17 protein-coding genes are annotated in these 15,246 nt (G+C 48.5%); 6 read left to right on the top strand and 11 right to left on the bottom strand.

Going from position 1 to position 15,246, the window contains the following annotated elements; all coding sequences use genetic code 11:
• Window positions 1-51: 51 nt before the first annotated feature.
• Window positions 52-1,986 (top strand): exoribonuclease II, encoded by a 1,935-nt coding sequence (locus FEK42_RS05015; RefSeq protein ID WP_138211758.1) that lies wholly within the window; start codon window positions 52-54, stop codon window positions 1,984-1,986.
• A 63-nt stretch (window positions 1,987-2,049) separates the two neighbouring features.
• Here FEK42_RS05015 and FEK42_RS05020 read toward each other — a convergent pair whose 3' ends face one another.
• Complete coding sequence (locus FEK42_RS05020; protein ID WP_130208829.1) at window positions 2,050-2,172, bottom strand: hypothetical protein; 123 nt, start codon at window positions 2,170-2,172, stop codon at window positions 2,050-2,052.
• Between the two features lie 53 nt (window positions 2,173-2,225).
• On the opposite strand from FEK42_RS05020, the gene pdeR reads away from it, so the two are divergent.
• The 4 genes from pdeR to osmB all read left to right on the top strand — a co-directional run bounded on the left by pdeR (window position 2,226) and on the right by osmB (window position 5,861).
• Window positions 2,226-4,211, top strand: a complete 1,986-nt coding sequence (gene pdeR / locus FEK42_RS05025; RefSeq protein ID WP_135492387.1) for a cyclic di-GMP phosphodiesterase — start codon at window positions 2,226-2,228, stop codon at window positions 4,209-4,211.
• Window positions 4,212-4,359: 148 nt separating this feature from the next.
• Entirely contained in the window at window positions 4,360-4,533 is a 174-nt protein-coding gene (gene yciZ / locus FEK42_RS05030) for a protein YciZ (RefSeq protein WP_130208833.1), read from the top strand.
• A 93-nt stretch (window positions 4,534-4,626) separates the two neighbouring features.
• Window positions 4,627-5,376, top strand: coding sequence for a DNA-binding transcriptional regulator YciT (locus FEK42_RS05035; RefSeq protein WP_130208835.1), 750 nt, complete (start codon window positions 4,627-4,629; stop codon window positions 5,374-5,376).
• A 266-nt stretch (window positions 5,377-5,642) separates the two neighbouring features.
• On the top strand, window positions 5,643-5,861 hold the full coding sequence (gene osmB, locus FEK42_RS05040; RefSeq protein ID WP_000498252.1) for an osmotically-inducible lipoprotein OsmB: 219 nt from the start codon (window positions 5,643-5,645) through the stop codon (window positions 5,859-5,861).
• Window positions 5,862-5,987: 126 nt separating this feature from the next.
• Here osmB and yciH read toward each other — a convergent pair whose 3' ends face one another.
• The 5 genes from yciH to pgpB form a co-directional block, all read right to left on the bottom strand.
• Entirely contained in the window at window positions 5,988-6,314 is a 327-nt protein-coding gene (gene yciH / locus FEK42_RS05045; RefSeq protein ID WP_130216056.1) for a stress response translation initiation inhibitor YciH, read from the bottom strand.
• The gene (gene pyrF, locus FEK42_RS05050) at window positions 6,314-7,051 is read right to left on the bottom strand and encodes an orotidine-5'-phosphate decarboxylase (protein WP_135492385.1); all 738 of its coding nucleotides are present in this window, start codon (window positions 7,049-7,051) and stop codon (window positions 6,314-6,316) included. The genes yciH and pyrF overlap by 1 nt, the downstream gene beginning before the upstream one ends.
• Before the next feature lie 193 nt (window positions 7,052-7,244).
• Window positions 7,245-8,414 (bottom strand): lipopolysaccharide assembly protein LapB, encoded by a 1,170-nt coding sequence (lapB, locus tag FEK42_RS05055; protein ID WP_130208841.1) that lies wholly within the window; start codon window positions 8,412-8,414, stop codon window positions 7,245-7,247.
• 6 nt (window positions 8,415-8,420) lie between these two features.
• Window positions 8,421-8,729 carry a lipopolysaccharide assembly protein LapA gene (lapA, locus tag FEK42_RS05060; RefSeq protein WP_130208843.1) on the bottom strand — a complete coding sequence of 103 codons (309 nt, stop codon included), beginning with the start codon at window positions 8,727-8,729 and terminating at the stop codon, window positions 8,421-8,423.
• A 148-nt stretch (window positions 8,730-8,877) separates the two neighbouring features.
• Complete coding sequence (gene pgpB / locus FEK42_RS05065; RefSeq protein ID WP_130259732.1) at window positions 8,878-9,642, bottom strand: phosphatidylglycerophosphatase B; 765 nt, start codon at window positions 9,640-9,642, stop codon at window positions 8,878-8,880.
• A gap of 168 nt (window positions 9,643-9,810) precedes the next feature.
• Between pgpB and ribA the strand changes: the two genes are divergently transcribed.
• Window positions 9,811-10,401 carry a GTP cyclohydrolase II gene (ribA, locus tag FEK42_RS05070; protein ID WP_130208847.1) on the top strand — a complete coding sequence of 197 codons (591 nt, stop codon included), beginning with the start codon at window positions 9,811-9,813 and terminating at the stop codon, window positions 10,399-10,401.
• A 62-nt stretch (window positions 10,402-10,463) separates the two neighbouring features.
• On the opposite strand, the gene acnA is transcribed toward ribA, so the two are convergent.
• The 5 genes from acnA to cysB form a co-directional block, all read right to left on the bottom strand.
• Window positions 10,464-13,139 (bottom strand): aconitate hydratase AcnA, encoded by a 2,676-nt coding sequence (gene acnA / locus FEK42_RS05075; protein WP_135492382.1) that lies wholly within the window; start codon window positions 13,137-13,139, stop codon window positions 10,464-10,466.
• A 163-nt stretch (window positions 13,140-13,302) separates the two neighbouring features.
• Complete coding sequence (gene ymiC, locus FEK42_RS05080) at window positions 13,303-13,398, bottom strand: small membrane protein YmiC (protein ID WP_130208851.1); 96 nt, start codon at window positions 13,396-13,398, stop codon at window positions 13,303-13,305.
• A 115-nt stretch (window positions 13,399-13,513) separates the two neighbouring features.
• A complete protein-coding gene (locus tag FEK42_RS05085; RefSeq protein WP_130208853.1) occupies window positions 13,514-13,684 on the bottom strand; it encodes a hypothetical protein in 171 nt (56 codons plus the stop codon).
• A gap of 2 nt (window positions 13,685-13,686) precedes the next feature.
• On the bottom strand, window positions 13,687-13,827 hold the full coding sequence (locus tag FEK42_RS05090; protein ID WP_212741620.1) for a YmiA family putative membrane protein: 141 nt from the start codon (window positions 13,825-13,827) through the stop codon (window positions 13,687-13,689).
• A gap of 319 nt (window positions 13,828-14,146) precedes the next feature.
• On the bottom strand, window positions 14,147-15,121 hold the full coding sequence (gene cysB, locus FEK42_RS05095; protein ID WP_064527218.1) for an HTH-type transcriptional regulator CysB: 975 nt from the start codon (window positions 15,119-15,121) through the stop codon (window positions 14,147-14,149).
• Between the last annotated feature and the right edge of the window lie 125 nt (window positions 15,122-15,246).

Below are 15,246 nucleotides of genomic sequence, written 5' to 3' on the forward strand. Positions count from 1 at the left end.
AGAATCGCGTAAAACTGTCAGCCGCTCTAATGGCCACCAAAATAGACAATTATGTTTCAGGACAACCCGCTGCTAGCGCAGCTTAAACAGCAACTGCATTCCCAGACGCCCCGCGCTGAAGGGGTGGTAAAAGCCACTGAAAAAGGCTTTGGCTTCCTGGAAGTCGATGCACAAAAAAGTTATTTCATTCCGCCGCCGCAAATGAAAAAAGTTATGCATGGCGACAGAATTATCGCAGTCATCCACAGCGAAAAAGATCGTGAATCTGCCGAACCAGAAGAACTGGTTGAACCTTTTCTAACCCGCTTCGTGGGTAAAGTTCAGGGCAAGAATGACCGTCTGGCCATTGTCCCTGATCATCCATTATTGAAAGATGCCATTCCTTGCCGCGCAGCCCGTGGCCTGACACATGAATTTAAAGAAGGCGACTGGGCAGTTGCCGAAATGCGCCGTCATCCATTGAAAGGCGATCGTTCTTTCTATGCAGAACTCACGCAGTACATCACTTTTGGCGACGATCACTTCGTGCCGTGGTGGGTAACTCTGGCGCGTCATAACCTGGAAAAAGAAGCGCCGAACGGCGTTGCTACTGAAATGCTCGACGAAGGTCTGGTGCGCGAAGATCTGACTGCACTGGATTTTGTCACCATCGATAGCGCCAGCACGGAAGATATGGATGACGCCCTCTTCGCGAAGGCGCTCCCGGATGACAAACTGCAACTGATCGTGGCGATTGCCGATCCAACCGCGTGGATTGCAGAAGGTAGCAAACTGGACAAAGCGGCAAAAGTTCGTGCATTCACCAACTATCTGCCAGGTTTCAACATCCCAATGCTGCCGCGTGAGCTTTCCGACGATCTCTGCTCCCTACGCGCCAATGAAATTCGCCCGGTAATGGCGTGTCGGATGACGCTCTGCGCAGATGGCACCATTGAAGACAATATCGAGTTCTTTGCCGCGACTATCGAGTCCAAAGCGAAACTGGTTTATGACCAGGTTTCCGACTGGCTGGAAAACACCGGCGACTGGCAGCCAGAAAATGAGGCCATTGCCGAACAAATTCGCCTTCTGGCGCAAATTTGCCAGCGTCGCGGCGAGTGGCGCCATAACCATGCACTGGTGTTTAAAGATCGCCCGGATTACCGTTTTATTCTCGGTGAAAAAGGTGAAGTGCTGGATATCGTCGCCGAGCCTCGTCGTATTGCCAACCGTATCGTCGAAGAAGCGATGATTGCTGCTAACATTTGTGCTGCCCGCGTACTGCGCGATAAGCTCGGTTTTGGTATCTATAACGTGCATATGGGCTTTGATCCGGCAAATGCTGAAGCGCTGGCAGCATTGCTAAAAACGCACGGTCTGCATGTCGATGCTGAAGAAGTGCTCACGCTGGATGGTTTCTGCAAGCTGCGTCGCGAACTGGATGCGCAACCAACCGGTTTCCTCGACAGCCGTATTCGTCGTTTCCAGTCCTTTGCCGAAATCAGCACTGAGCCAGGCCCTCACTTTGGCCTCGGTCTGGAAGCGTATGCCACCTGGACCTCACCAATCCGTAAGTATGGCGACATGATCAACCATCGTCTGCTGAAAGCGGTCATCAAAGGCGAAACGGCGACGCGTCCGCAGGATGAGATCACCGTTCAAATGGCCGAGCGTCGTCGTCTCAACCGGATGGCGGAACGTGATGTCGGTGATTGGTTATACGCCCGTTTCCTGAAAGACAAAGCCGGGACCGACACCCGTTTTGCGGCGGAAATTGTCGATATCAGCCGTGGCGGCATGCGTGTGCGTCTGGTTGATAATGGCGCTATCGCTTTTATTCCTGCGCCATTCTTACACGCCGTACGCGACGAACTGGTTTGCAGTCAGGAAAATGGCACCGTGCAAATTAAAGGTGAAACGGTTTACAAGGTAACCGATGTTATCGACGTCACTATTGCCGAAGTTCGTATGGAAACTCGCAGCATTATTGCTCGTCCGGTAGCGTAATATTCTTTTGCGGCCCATTCATTACGGATGGGCCGTTTACTTTACTCGTCTCCGCATTCGTTTTTATCCCCCCAGATTTTTTTCACAGACTTTCGTTTGTAAACTGGCGTTTTTCCAAAACTGGATTACAAATAAATATATAAATAAAACAATACGTTTAGCCGTCGCTAATTTTATGTAATTCATGTTGGACCTTTCTTTTAATCGCGAACTCCGCTGTTAACCGGAAGACACGCTTCATGAAAACAGTTAGGGAGTCCACAACGTTGTACAACTTTCTCGGATCGCACAATCCATACTGGCGTTTATCGGAAAGCAGCGATGTTTTGCGCTTTTCCACCACCGAAACCACAGAACCTGAACGTACTTTGCAGTTATCTGCCGAACAGGCTGCTCGCATCAGGGAAATGACGGTCATCACTTCCAGCTTGATGATGAGTCTGACCGTCAATGAGAGCGATCTTTCTGTGCATCTGGTTGGACGAAAAATCAATAAGCGCGAATGGGGCGGCAACGCGTCTGCATGGCATGACACACTTGCAGTAGCCCGCGATTTATCGCATGGGCTTTCTTTTGCTGAACAGGTAGTGTCTGAAGCTCATTCCGCGATAGTCATTCTTGACAGCCGGGGAAATATCCAACGGTTTAACCGATTATGTGAAGAATACACAGGTTTCAAAGAGCACGATGTCATTGGGCAGAGCGTATTTAAGCTGTTTATGAGTCGTCGTGAAGCTGCGGCATCCAGCCGCAATAACCGCGGCTTTTTTCGCAGTGGTAATGCTTATGAAATTGAGCTCTGGATACCAACGCGCAACGGTCAACGGCTATTTCTGTTTCGCAACAAATTTGTGCACAGCGGTAGCGGCAAAAATGAGATCTATTTAATCTGTTCCGGCACCGATATTACCGAAGAGCGTCGCGCCCAGGAACGACTTCGCATACTGGCAAATACCGACAGCATCACTGGACTACCGAATCGTAACGCCATGCAGGCGTTAATCGATCATGCCATTGATCAAGCTAACGACTGTAAGGTTGGTGTTGTATATCTTGATTTAGACAATTTTAAAAAGGTAAACGACGCTTACGGGCATTTATTTGGCGACCAGTTGTTACGTGAGGTGTCACTGGCCATTTTAAGCTGCCTTGAACAGGATCAGGTGCTGGCGCGTCCTGGCGGGGATGAGTTTCTGGTGCTGGCACCCAATACATCACAAAGCGCACTGGAAGCGATGGCATCGCGTATTTTAACCCGGCTTCGCCAACCCTTCCGCATTGGTTTAATTGAAGTCTATACTGGCTGTTCCGTCGGTATTTCACTTTCGCCACAACATGGTATGGACAGCGCAGCCATTATTCGCCATGCCGACACCGCAATGTACACCGCAAAAGAAGGTGGGCGCGGACAGTTCTGTGTTTTTTCGCCAGAAATGAACCAACGTGTTTTCGAATATCTTTGGCTTGATACCAACCTGCGTAAAGCGCTGGAAAACGATCAGTTAGTTATTCATTATCAACCGAAAATCACCTGGCGCGGTGAAGTTCGAAGCCTGGAAGCGTTGGTGCGCTGGCAGTCGCCTGAACGCGGACTCATTCCCCCGTTAGACTTTATTTCCTATGCAGAAGAGTCTGGGCTAATTGTTCCATTAGGACGTTGGGTGATTCTCGATGTGGTGCGTCAGGTGGCGAAATGGCGTGATAAAGGCATTAATCTGCGGGTAGCGGTGAACATCTCTGCTCGCCAGTTTGCCGATCAAACTCTTTTTACCGATCTGAAGCAGGTACTTCAAGAACTGAATTTTGAATACTGCCCTATTGATATCGAGTTAACTGAAAGCTGTCTGATAGAAAATGATGAACTCGCCCTCTCCGTCATTCAGCAATTTAGTCAGTTAGGCGCGCAAGTGCATTTGGATGATTTTGGCACCGGCTACTCTTCGCTTTCGCAACTGGCCCGCTTTCCCATTGATGCGATTAAACTTGACCAGGCTTTTGTCCGTAATATTCACAAACAACCTGTCTCGCAGTCATTAGTGCGCGCGATTGTCGCCGTCGCCCAGGCATTGAATCTGCAAGTCATCGCCGAAGGCGTGGAAAGCACAAAAGAAGATGCCTTTTTAACCAAAAACGGCATCAATGAGAGGCAAGGATTTTTGTTTGCCAAACCAATGCCTGCCGTGGCCTTTGAACGTTGGTTTAAACGTTACCTGAAACGCTTATAAAGAGACGAATGTATATAATTAGCAATATATAATCTTATCACACATCATTTTCTCGAATGAAAATTGGCCTTTGCCACTATACGCTTCTCTTTTAGTGGCAATTTTTGCATTATTCATTTTTGCCTTTATTTGCCATAAGGATGCCCTCATGTCTGAATTTGATGCCCAGCGCGTTGCCGAACGTATTGATATTGTGTTAGATATCCTTGTGGCGGGCGATCACCACTCTGCGATCCATAATCTCGAGATACTAAAAGCAGAACTCTTGCGCCAGGTTGCTGCATCTACGCCAGACATCCCGAAGGCACCGTGGGAGATTTAACAGTCGTGCTTTCAGGCTTTCCATTTAGCAGAAAAGGATGCCAGGCGCGTCAGCTTTTTTATTGAATATTATAACGTTATAAGAATTACAGCGATGAATTCCCGACAACAAACAATTCTACAGATGGTCATTGACCAGGGTCAGGTTAGCGTAACCGAACTGGCAAAAGCCACTGGTGTTTCTGAAGTTACTATTCGCCAGGATCTCAACACCCTCGAAAAACTGAGTTATCTGCGCCGCGCGCATGGTTTTGCAGTTTCGCTTGATAGCGATGATGTTGAAACCAGGATGATGAGTAATTATACGCTGAAGCGTGAACTTGCCGAGTTTGCGGCTGCTCTGGTTCAGTCAGGTGAAACTATCTTTATTGAAAATGGCAGCAGCAATGCCCTTCTGGCTCGCACGTTAGGCGAACAGAAGAAAGATGTTACCATCATTACGGTTAGCAGCTACATTGCGCATTTGTTGAAAGACGCCCCCTGTGAAGTCATTTTACTTGGTGGCGTGTACCAGAAGAAAAGCGAAAGCATGGTTGGCCCTCTGACACGTCAGTGTATCCAGCAGGTTCATTTCAGTAAGGCATTTATTGGTATTGATGGCTGGCAACCTGAAACTGGATTTACTGGACGCGACATGATGCGTACCGACGTAGTCAATGCAGTGCTGGAAAAAGAGTGCGAAGCAATAGTTCTGACGGACAGCTCAAAATTTGGTGCCGTACATTCTTACTCCATCGGCCCTGTTGAGAAAATCAAACGGGTCATTACCGACTCGAAGATACCTGCCAGCCACCTGTTGCATCTTGAGCATAATAGACTGACAGTTCACGTCGTCGACAATTAATTTCCCCTCCTCTACGGATGATTTGCACTTTCGCAAATCATCCGCTCTAAGATGATTCCTGGCTGTTAATTAAGACTATTTACCTGTCCTTAAAACTTCAAAGTTGTAAACTTAACATTAGCGATATAACAGGAAGTGACTGTCACCTGCGTGATATAACCCTGCGCGAGAGGATTTCACGGAAAATAACTTTTTCAGAAAGCGTCTTAACTATTATAGTTAAAGAGAGCTTACTTCCGTGAATCATAAATTCAGGAGAGAGTATTATGTTTGTAACGAGCAAAAAAATGACCGCGGCTGTTCTGGCGATTACGCTGGCTATGTCTCTGAGTGCCTGTTCTAACTGGTCTAAACGAGATCGTAATACCGCAATCGGTGCGGGTGCAGGTGCTTTAGGTGGCGCAGTACTGACTGATGGCAGCACGCTGGGTACGTTAGGCGGTGCAGCAGTCGGTGGTATTATCGGTCACCAGGTCGGTAAATAATCGTAAATAAATGTCGATTAGCGACTCGCAATTATAATACGCTTAACTCTGTTCAGTACGAAATAACTGAATAATACACACAGTAAAATAAACGAAAGCCACGGAATATTTTCGTGGCTTTTTTTGTTAACCGCCTGCGAGTTTTACCTTCATGCCTTTCGCTTCAAGCATTGATTTTAATAAATCACGCTTATCACCCTGAATTTCGATAACTCCCTCTTTTACTGCCCCTCCGCAGCCGCATTTTTTCTTCAGTTCTGCCGCTAGCTTTATCAGTTCAGCTTCATCGAGATCAACACCAGTAATCAGGCAAACACCCTTACCTTTACGGCCGCTGGTTTGACGTTGAATACGCACAACGCCATCACCTTTAGGGCGTACAGGGGCTACTTTCGGTTCATCGATACGTCCAGTCTCCGTTGAATAGACCAGACGGCTGTTGGAATCACTCATTATGCACTCCGCTGTAACGAGGCGTTGATCGCTTTCAGCGTTTGCGCTGGATCTGCAGATTGCGTCACCGGGCGACCAATCACCATATAATCAACCCCAGCTGCCAGCGCCTGTTCTGGCGTCATAATGCGGCGCTGGTCTCCAGCATCACTCCCCTGAGGACGAATACCCGGCGTAACCAGTTTGAAGTCCTGACCAAACGCTTGTTTAAAACGAACGGCTTCCTGGGCAGAACACACCACGCCATCAAGACCACATTTTTGTGTCAGCGCCGCCAGACGCTCTGCATAATCCGCTGGTGACAGTGTCACGCCGAGATCCGCCAGATCGCTTGATTCCATGCTAGTCAGCACAGTTACCGCTATTAACAACGGCGCGTCTTTGCCAAACGGAACCAGCGCCTCACGAGCAGCGGTCATCATACGCGCCCCGCCAGAGGCATGAACATTCACCATCCACACACCTAAGTCAGCCGCTGCGGCCACGGCGTGCGCTGCTGTGTTGGGAATGTCGTGAAATTTCAGGTCAAGGAAGATATCAAAACCACGCTCTTGCAGTTCACGGACAAACTGTGGCCCAAACAGCGTAAACATCTCTTTGCCAACTTTCAGACGACAATCGCGTGGGTCGATTTTGTCGACAAATGCCAGCGCAGCATCACGATTATTATAATCAAGGGCAACAACGACGGGAGAACACGTAACAGCGCGGGAAGAAGATGAAGCAGTTAACGTCATGACCAGACCTTCTTGATGATGGGCACCGGAAGTGGCGCGAAAAAGGTAAACGGCGTGCATTCTACCCGTGGAAATAAAAAATTAACAGTTGCGATTTCTCCCCTGTCAGGCTTTTTCATGCAGGCGTTACCGAAGCACATTTGTTGATAACAACCATTAGTATGTTGTAACTAAAGTTGATTTTTTTTAAAAACTACAGACCGTCCAGACCACGAATTGGTTTAATGGTCGACCAGGCCCGACAGGACGGACAATGCCAGTAAAGGGTATAAGCGGTAAAACCACACTTCTGGCAGCGATAACGCGGCTTACTGCGTACCTTCTCACCAACCATATCGCGCAGCACCATCAGGCTCTCTTTTGCACGCCCTTCTTCCGCTTCATTGAGGTGGTAATCCATCAATTTGTGGAACACGCGCATGGTTGGATGACGTTGCAACTGCCGCGTAATGTAAACCTGAGCTGCATCGCTCCCGTCACGCGATTCAATGATGTCAGCAAGCATCAGTTCAGCATCAGCACCCGTATTTTCTTCCACCGCTCGCTGGAGAAACTCTGCCCATTCGTCAGTTTTACCCAACTGCTGATAGCAGGTTTGCAGCATTTCCAACGTTTCGCTGACCAGTTCTCTGTCCTGAGAAATAACGCGTTGCAGGCTTTCGACCGCTTTGCCATACTCGCCTTTGGCCATAAACACACGCCCCATCATGATGGATACGCGCGCGCTGTTTTTGTCGGCCGCCGCCCCTTTTTTCAGCAACGTCATGGCACGATCGAGATCTTCGCTGGCAATGTATTGAAGAGCTAATTCACAATAGAAATGAGCTATTTCGACCCGCTGTTTATCTTTACCCAGTTTAACCAAACGTTCGGCGACATCGATCGCCTTTTGCCATTCACTGGTGGCCTGGTAGATTTGCAGGAGTTGTTGCAAAGCGCCAACACGGAAGTCAGTTTCATCAGTCAATTGATTAAACATATCTTCCGCACGATCGTACAATCCGGCAGCCATGTAATCACGACCCAGTTGCTGAATTGCCAACAGGCGCTGTTCATAGGTCAGCGAGGCGCTTTCCATTAAGGTTTGGTGGATGCGAATTGCGCGATCGACTTCGCCACGGGATCGGAACAAGTTTCCGAGCGTAAGGTGGGCTTCAACGGTGCCGGTGTCCTCTTTGAGCATATCGAGGAACAGGTCCACCGCCTTATCTTGTTGATTGCTAAGCAGAAAGTTAACCCCCGCCACGTAATCACGTGACAGGCGATTGGCTTCATCTTGCTTGTTTTGTTGCGCACTTCTGCGGCCCATATACCAGCCATAGGCAGCGGCTACAGGCAAAAGCAGAAACAACAACTCCAGCATAGAAGGTTATTCCTTCGCCACTGACGCATGCGGCGCTACCGCCACATCAGTCGCGGGTGAAAGCTGGTTTTCCAGTCGCTTTATTTTACGTTCAGCACGCGCCAGAGAAACACGAACTCGCAGCCAGAACAGTCCGCAAATTAACCAACCGATAGCAAAACCCGCAGCAAACAATACCGCCAGCAAAGTAGAGATACGATACTCCCCTTGCGCTAACAGATAGTTAAACGTCACCTGTTGATCGTTCTGCGCACCTAACGTGACCGAAATCACGAAAATCGCCAACACCAATAAGAAAATGAGTAAATATTTCACATTACTTCCCGTTATGTGGTTAGAGCGCATAAATTATGGTCAACTTACCGCAATAGCCCTTTAAAGTACCATTTTCACGCCGACTGCGAAATGGCAACTACGTGCATTGTTGGTGATTTAAGGGCGAAAATCAGAAAATCAACCAGCGTTAACTTTCTTCTTCTCGTTGCGCTATCTCACGATTTTCTTCCGGAGGTGGTGTTAATGGCCCACAAATTCGTTGTGCAAGCCAGGTTGCCACCGCCACCAGCGCCCACGAAATCAATGTAGCCACCACCAAATCACGCGGCCAATGCATCCCGAGCAGTAGGCGGCTTCCCATGACTCCCGTGGCCCAAACCAGCAAGAGTGCAATGGTGAACGTTCGCCGACGCGGCCACAGTAACCCAACGGCCAGCAGCGCCCAACTGGCAGCAAACATCGTGTGACCGGAAGGAAAGGCAAAACCCGTCTCTTTCTGCCAGTGAGAGCGTAAATAGCCCGGTATATTATTTTCTGCAGCCAACTGTTCTTTCACTAAACTTCCGCGTTCCGCACGTTTTAAAGTGTAGAACTCCTCAACCGGAATATGATGTGTTTTTTCCAGCCATATCACAAAGGGGCGCGGCTCCTGAACTTTATCTTTTATCCAGGATTTCACGCCTTGTCCAATGAGGATCGCCGCAGCCAGAATGGTAAACAGCATAATTGCGGCTTTGAGGCGAAAACGCAGACACCAGAGAAACCAAGCGAATAAAATCAGATGTGTAATGACGCCCCAGGGCTGAGTAACGGTTTCAGTGATCCAAAAGGCCGCTTTTAACAGCCAACTTTGATCTCCTGGTTGCCAACGCCAGCCAGAAATCCATACAGCTACCGGCATTACAAGTAATAGTGCAGCTCCCACTGCGGTACGTCTGGCAATCGAACGCATGGCCTCTCCTTTTTATAATTCCCACAATCATAACTGAAAATGCCTGCTCCAGTAAAAATTGACAGATTTGTGCCATTCAGTGAACGATTGGCGCGTCGTGATTAGGAGAACCCCTTCGCGTTATGGCAAAATAAGCCAATACAGAACCAGCATTATCTGGAGAATTTCATGCAGCTTAAACGTGTGGCAGAAGCCAAACTGCCAACCCCATGGGGCGATTTCCTGATGGTGGGATTTGAAGAACTGGCAACCGGACACGATCATGTCGCGTTAGTTTATGGCGACATTTCAGGACATACTCCTGTCCTGGCACGCGTCCATTCTGAGTGTCTGACCGGTGATGCCCTGTTCAGCTTGCGCTGCGATTGCGGCTTCCAGCTTGAAGCGGCACTGACGCATATTGCCGAAGAAGGCCGTGGTATTTTGCTGTACCACCGTCAGGAAGGACGTAACATCGGTTTGTTGAATAAAATCCGTGCTTATGCGTTACAGGATCAAGGTTACGATACTGTAGAGGCCAATCATCAGTTAGGTTTCGCCGCTGATGAACGTGATTTCACCCTCTGCGCCGACATGTTCAAGTTACTGGGCGTTAATGAAGTCCGTCTGTTAACCAACAACCCGAAAAAAGTCGAAATTCTGACCGAAGCGGGTATCAACATTGTTGAACGCGTGCCGTTGATTGTTGGCCGTAACCCAAATAATGAACACTATCTCGATACTAAAGCCGAGAAAATGGGCCATTTGTTCAACAAATAACCCTTATCGCTACAGACTTAATATATTTGCCGGATGATCCACATCCGGCAACTAAAGTTGAATTACTTCAACATATTACGAATGACATAATGCAAAATACCGTCGTTCTGGTAATAGGTTAATTCTGTTGCAGTGTCGATGCGACAACGGCACGGCACAACGTCCTGCACACCATCAGCTCGCGTTACTGTCACAGAAACCGTAGCGCCAGGTTGCAGATTTTGCAGATCGGCAATATCAATCTTCTCTTCCCCCGTCAGCCCTAACGATTTACGCGTCACCCCTTGCGGGAACTCCAGCGGCAAAATACCCATGCCGATTAAATTCGAACGATGAATACGTTCAAACGATTCTGCAATCACCACGCGAATACCGAGCAGACGCGGGCCTTTTGCCGCCCAGTCTCGACTCGAACCTGACCCATATTCTTTCCCGGCAATTACCGCCAGCGGTGTATTCTCTTGCTGATAGCGCATCGCCGCATCATAAATAGAGATAACATCATTGCCTGGTAGATGGCGCGTCATCCCCCCTTCAACACCAGGCACCATTTCGTTACGAATGCGAATATTGGCGAACGTGCCACGCATCATCACTTCATGGTTACCACGACGCGAACCGTAGGAGTTAAAATCTTTACGCTCAACACCACGACCTTGTAGATATCGACCCGCGGGACTATCAGGCTTAATGCTGCCTGCCGGAGAGATATGGTCAGTGGTAACCGAATCACCCAGCATTGCCAGAATTCGCGCACCGTGAATATCTTCCACTGGCGCAGGGGTTGCCTGCATTTCATCAAAGAAAGGCGATAAGCGAATGTAGGTCGAATCATCCTGCCATCCGTAGGTATCTGATCGTACAACCTTAATCTCCTTCCACTCCGCAGTCCCTTCGAAAACTTCCGCGTACTCCTTACGGAACATTTCAGTGGAGACTTGCGCAACAGCGCGAGCAATCTCTTGAGTCGATGGCCAGATATCTTTCAGATATACCGGATCGCCTTTACGATCGTGGCCCAGAGGTTCGGAAGCCAGGTTGATATTCATATTGCCCGCCAGTGCATAGGCAACCACCAGCGGCGGCGAAGCCAACCAGTTGGTTTTAACCAGCGGATGAATACGTCCTTCAAAGTTACGGTTGCCAGACAGTACCGCGCCAACGGTTAAATCGCCCTTTTTGATCGCGGTTTCGATAGGATCGGGCAACGGACCAGAGTTACCAATACAGGTGGTACAACCATAGCCCACAAGGTTAAAGCCCAGTTCATCAAGATACGGCGTCAGTTTGGCTTTTGCCAGATAGTCAGAAACCACTTTCGAGCCAGGCGCGAGTGACGCTTTGACCCACGGTTGTCGTTTCAGCCCCAAGGTGACGGCTTTTTTCGCCAGTAATCCGGCCGCCATCAGCACGCTGGGGTTAGAGGTGTTGGTACACGACGTTATCGCGGCAATAACCACCGCACCATCAGGCAACTGATACTGATGCCCGTTCATAACATAATCGACCGGCTGGCGATCTTTATGCGTGGCGTTGACTTCCAGTTCGTTACTGGCGGCAAAAGCTTTTGGCACATCAGGCAGCGCAACACGATCTTGTGGACGCTTTGGACCGGCAAGACTAGCGACTACGTCGTCCATATTCAATTCAAGCGTACTGGTAAAGACCGGTTCATCACCTGCGTTCCGCCACATCCCCTGCGCTTTAGCATATTTCTCAACCAGTTCAACCTGGTCTTCACTACGGCCGCTTAACCGCATGTAATCGAGAGTGACAGCATCGATTGGGAAGAAGCCACAGGTCGCACCATATTCCGGCGACATATTGGCAATGGTTGCACGATCCGCCAGTGGCAGTGAATCCAGACCATCACCGTAAAATTCGACGAATTTACCTACTACGCCATGTTTACGTAGCATCTGAGTAACGGTCAGCACCAGGTCGGTGGCGGTAATGCCTTGACGCAGTTTACCGGTGAGTTTAAAGCCCACCACATCAGGAATAAGCATGGAAACTGGCTGACCTAACATCGCCGCTTCCGCTTCAATTCCACCAACGCCCCAGCCTAACACACCAAGACCGTTGATCATGGTCGTGTGCGAGTCGGTGCCAACGAGCGTATCCGGATAAGCAATCCACTCCCCCTCCTGCAATTCACTCCACACCGCTTTGCCGAGATATTCGAGGTTCACCTGGTGGCAAATCCCAGTGCCTGGTGGCACAACGCTAAAACGACTGAACGCCTGCTGCCCCCATTTCAGAAATACATAACGCTCGTGGTTGCGCTCCATTTCCAGGCGTACGTTTTCCTCAAATGCCTCATCATCGCCAAAGCGATCGACGGTAACCGAGTGGTCAATCACCAGATCGACTGGTGAGAGCGGATTCACCTTCGCGGTATCGCCACCGAGACGTTTTACTGCTTCCCGCATCGCCGCAAGATCAACAACAGCAGGTACGCCGGTAAAATCCTGCATCAACACTCTGGCTGGACGGTAGGCAATTTCGCGGTCGGCGTGGGCATTTTTCAGCCATCCCGCCAGCGCATGAATATCGTCTTCGGTGACCGAATTGCCATCCTGCCAGCGCAGCAGGTTTTCGAGCAGAACTTTGAGCGACTTAGGCAGACGGGTGATATCGCCCAGTGATTTGGCAGCAAGCGGCAGGCTGTAGTAGTGGTAAGTTTTATCTTTGGCCTGCAACGTGTCCTTACTGGCTTCTCGTAGGGTTGACGACATAGCTCCTCCTTAATAACAGGGTTGCGATGCCCTGATTCTCTTCAGGGTGAATATTAAAGATAACACAAACATCGCGTAACGATTTGATAACAACCCAAATTGATAAAAGAGGAGAAAACGTGTGGCAAAGCAAAAGAAAACCCCGCCGCAGCGGGGTCAGGGATCAGTGAGTAACGATCCAGAGGAGTTCAGCCCAGAAGAGCATCGACAGAGAAAATGCGCCCATCCAGGACCAGTATTTCGTATTTGTAGTGATCATAGGCTACACCCTTAACAGTTATTACTTTATGTTGAGATAACTCAACCTGTTATTGCTGTGGTGTAATAAAAGCCGTTATATTCATTAATATATTGGGGAACAAGAATGATGATAATTATTGTTTCTGCTGATCATCTTCAGCAAACATCTCTATAAAGGCTTGCTGTTGCGGTGTTAGTTTCCAGCTATGGGGTATAACGACGGAACAGTCCCGTTTCGTTTCCGTTGCATTGTCATTCTGCTGACATAATGGTGACGGTTCCTGATGTTGCTCCTGAACGACCATAGTTATCCCCACACTTTCCAAATCAGCAGTGCGACAACCACCCAAAAGAGCGCAGAACCAAGAAATACCGCAAGCCAGGCTTTGCGTTTTAATTCAGGGTCCCGGCGGGGGTCCTGATTTCCAGAAGGCATTGCTAACCTCATATAATCGCCATCACTTATCAGAAAGATGCTAAACGATTGGTGTAATTAATCAAATGATAGGACAAATCCTAATGAAACTTTAGTCAAAAATCCAGCGAATTTACGAATCGTTCCCAGTGAATAATTCAATCTTTTGACCTGAAATAGATATTTGAAGAGTGGAGTTTGCAACGCGGATAAATAGACACTACTTTATGCTCGATTTGCCATAAAAATTTTGTGGATATTTATATTGTGAACGACTAACAAATAAAAAGGAATAGAGAATATATTCCGGCACCTTTGTCACATAAAAAGATGCCGGAAATAACGTGGGTAATTATTTTTCTGGCAATTTGATATCTTTGAACATGACTTCAATTTCTTCATTGGAACGCAGTGCTACGGCGGCATCAACGACGTCTCGCGTTAAATGCGGCGCAAAACGCTGAATGAAATCATACATATAGCTGCGTAAAAACGTACTACGGCGAAAACCAATTTTAGTTGTGCTGTGGCTGAAGATATCATGTGCATCGACACGCACCAGATCGGGGTCTGAAACCGGATCGACCGCCATGCTGGCAATGACCCCTACTCCCAGCCCAAGACGAACGTAGGTTTTAATGACGTCAGCATCAGTTGCTGTGAAGACAATACGCGGCGTCAGCCCTGCGCGGTTAAATGCTGTGTCCAGTTCGGAACGGCCGGTAAAGCCGAAGGTATACGTTACTAGCGGATACTGCGCCAGTTCTTCAATCGTGATTTCCTTTTTGCCCGCCAGAGGATGATCCGGGGTTACCACAATGGCCCGGTTCCAGTGGTAGCACGGCAACATCACTAAATCTTCATATAAATGCAGGGCTTCCGTGGCAATTGCGAAATCAGCATTACCTTTAGAGACTGCATCAGCAATTTGTGTCGGCGAGCCCTGATGCATATGCAAAGAAACTCGAGGATAACGCTCGATAAAGCCTTTAATGACATTTGGCAGCGCATAACGTGCCTGAGTATGGGTAGTGGCAATATACAGCGAACCTTTATCAGGCCAGGTGTGTTCACCGGCTACCGATTTAATGGCGTCGACCTTTGACAACACTTCACGAGCAATACGGATAATTTCCTGCCCTGCGGGGGTTACCTGCGTCAGGTGCTTACCGCTACGGGAAAAAATTTGAATGCCCAGTTCATCTTCCAACATTCTGACTTGCTTACTGATCCCGGGTTGTGATGTGTAAAGTCCTTCAGCCGTTGAGGAGACATTCAGGTTATGATTGACTACCTCAACAATATAGCGAAGTTGTTGTAATTTCATGTTAAACCATCCAATTAGACGCCATCAGAACATCGTTTTTTCGCCACACCTGGCGGGTGACTAATACGATTTAATAATAAAAAAAGTGATAACTATAACCACTATATCATTTATAGCTTTAGTGT

It is taken from the genome of Escherichia sp. E2748 (genome assembly GCF_005781125.1).
Classification (GTDB): domain Bacteria; phylum Pseudomonadota; class Gammaproteobacteria; order Enterobacterales; family Enterobacteriaceae; genus Escherichia.

Excerpts from the sequence above, each read along its gene's own strand:
- FEK42_RS05015 (WP_138211758.1), top strand. The coding sequence starts at position 52 with ATGTTTCAGGACAACCCGCTGCTAGCGCAGCTTAAACAGCAACTGCAT.
- FEK42_RS05020 (WP_130208829.1), bottom strand. The coding sequence starts at position 2,172 with ATGAATTACATAAAATTAGCGACGGCTAAACGTATTGTTTTATTTATA.
- pdeR (WP_135492387.1), top strand. The coding sequence starts at position 2,226 with ATGAAAACAGTTAGGGAGTCCACAACGTTGTACAACTTTCTCGGATCG.
- yciZ (WP_130208833.1), top strand. The coding sequence starts at position 4,360 with ATGTCTGAATTTGATGCCCAGCGCGTTGCCGAACGTATTGATATTGTG.
- FEK42_RS05035 (WP_130208835.1), top strand. The coding sequence starts at position 4,627 with ATGAATTCCCGACAACAAACAATTCTACAGATGGTCATTGACCAGGGT.
- osmB (WP_000498252.1), top strand. The coding sequence starts at position 5,643 with ATGTTTGTAACGAGCAAAAAAATGACCGCGGCTGTTCTGGCGATTACG.
- yciH (WP_130216056.1), bottom strand. The coding sequence starts at position 6,314 with ATGAGTGATTCCAACAGCCGTCTGGTCTATTCAACGGAGACTGGACGT.
- pyrF (WP_135492385.1), bottom strand. The coding sequence starts at position 7,051 with ATGACGTTAACTGCTTCATCTTCTTCCCGCGCTGTTACGTGTTCTCCC.
- lapB (WP_130208841.1), bottom strand. The coding sequence starts at position 8,414 with ATGCTGGAGTTGTTGTTTCTGCTTTTGCCTGTAGCCGCTGCCTATGGC.
- pgpB (WP_130259732.1), bottom strand. The coding sequence starts at position 9,642 with ATGCGTTCGATTGCCAGACGTACCGCAGTGGGAGCTGCACTATTACTT.
- ribA (WP_130208847.1), top strand. The coding sequence starts at position 9,811 with ATGCAGCTTAAACGTGTGGCAGAAGCCAAACTGCCAACCCCATGGGGC.
- acnA (WP_135492382.1), bottom strand. The coding sequence starts at position 13,139 with ATGTCGTCAACCCTACGAGAAGCCAGTAAGGACACGTTGCAGGCCAAA.
- ymiC (WP_130208851.1), bottom strand. The coding sequence starts at position 13,398 with ATGATCACTACAAATACGAAATACTGGTCCTGGATGGGCGCATTTTCT.
- FEK42_RS05085 (WP_130208853.1), bottom strand. The coding sequence starts at position 13,684 with ATGGTCGTTCAGGAGCAACATCAGGAACCGTCACCATTATGTCAGCAG.
- FEK42_RS05090 (WP_212741620.1), bottom strand. The coding sequence starts at position 13,827 with ATGAGGTTAGCAATGCCTTCTGGAAATCAGGACCCCCGCCGGGACCCT.
- cysB (WP_064527218.1), bottom strand. The coding sequence starts at position 15,121 with ATGAAATTACAACAACTTCGCTATATTGTTGAGGTAGTCAATCATAAC.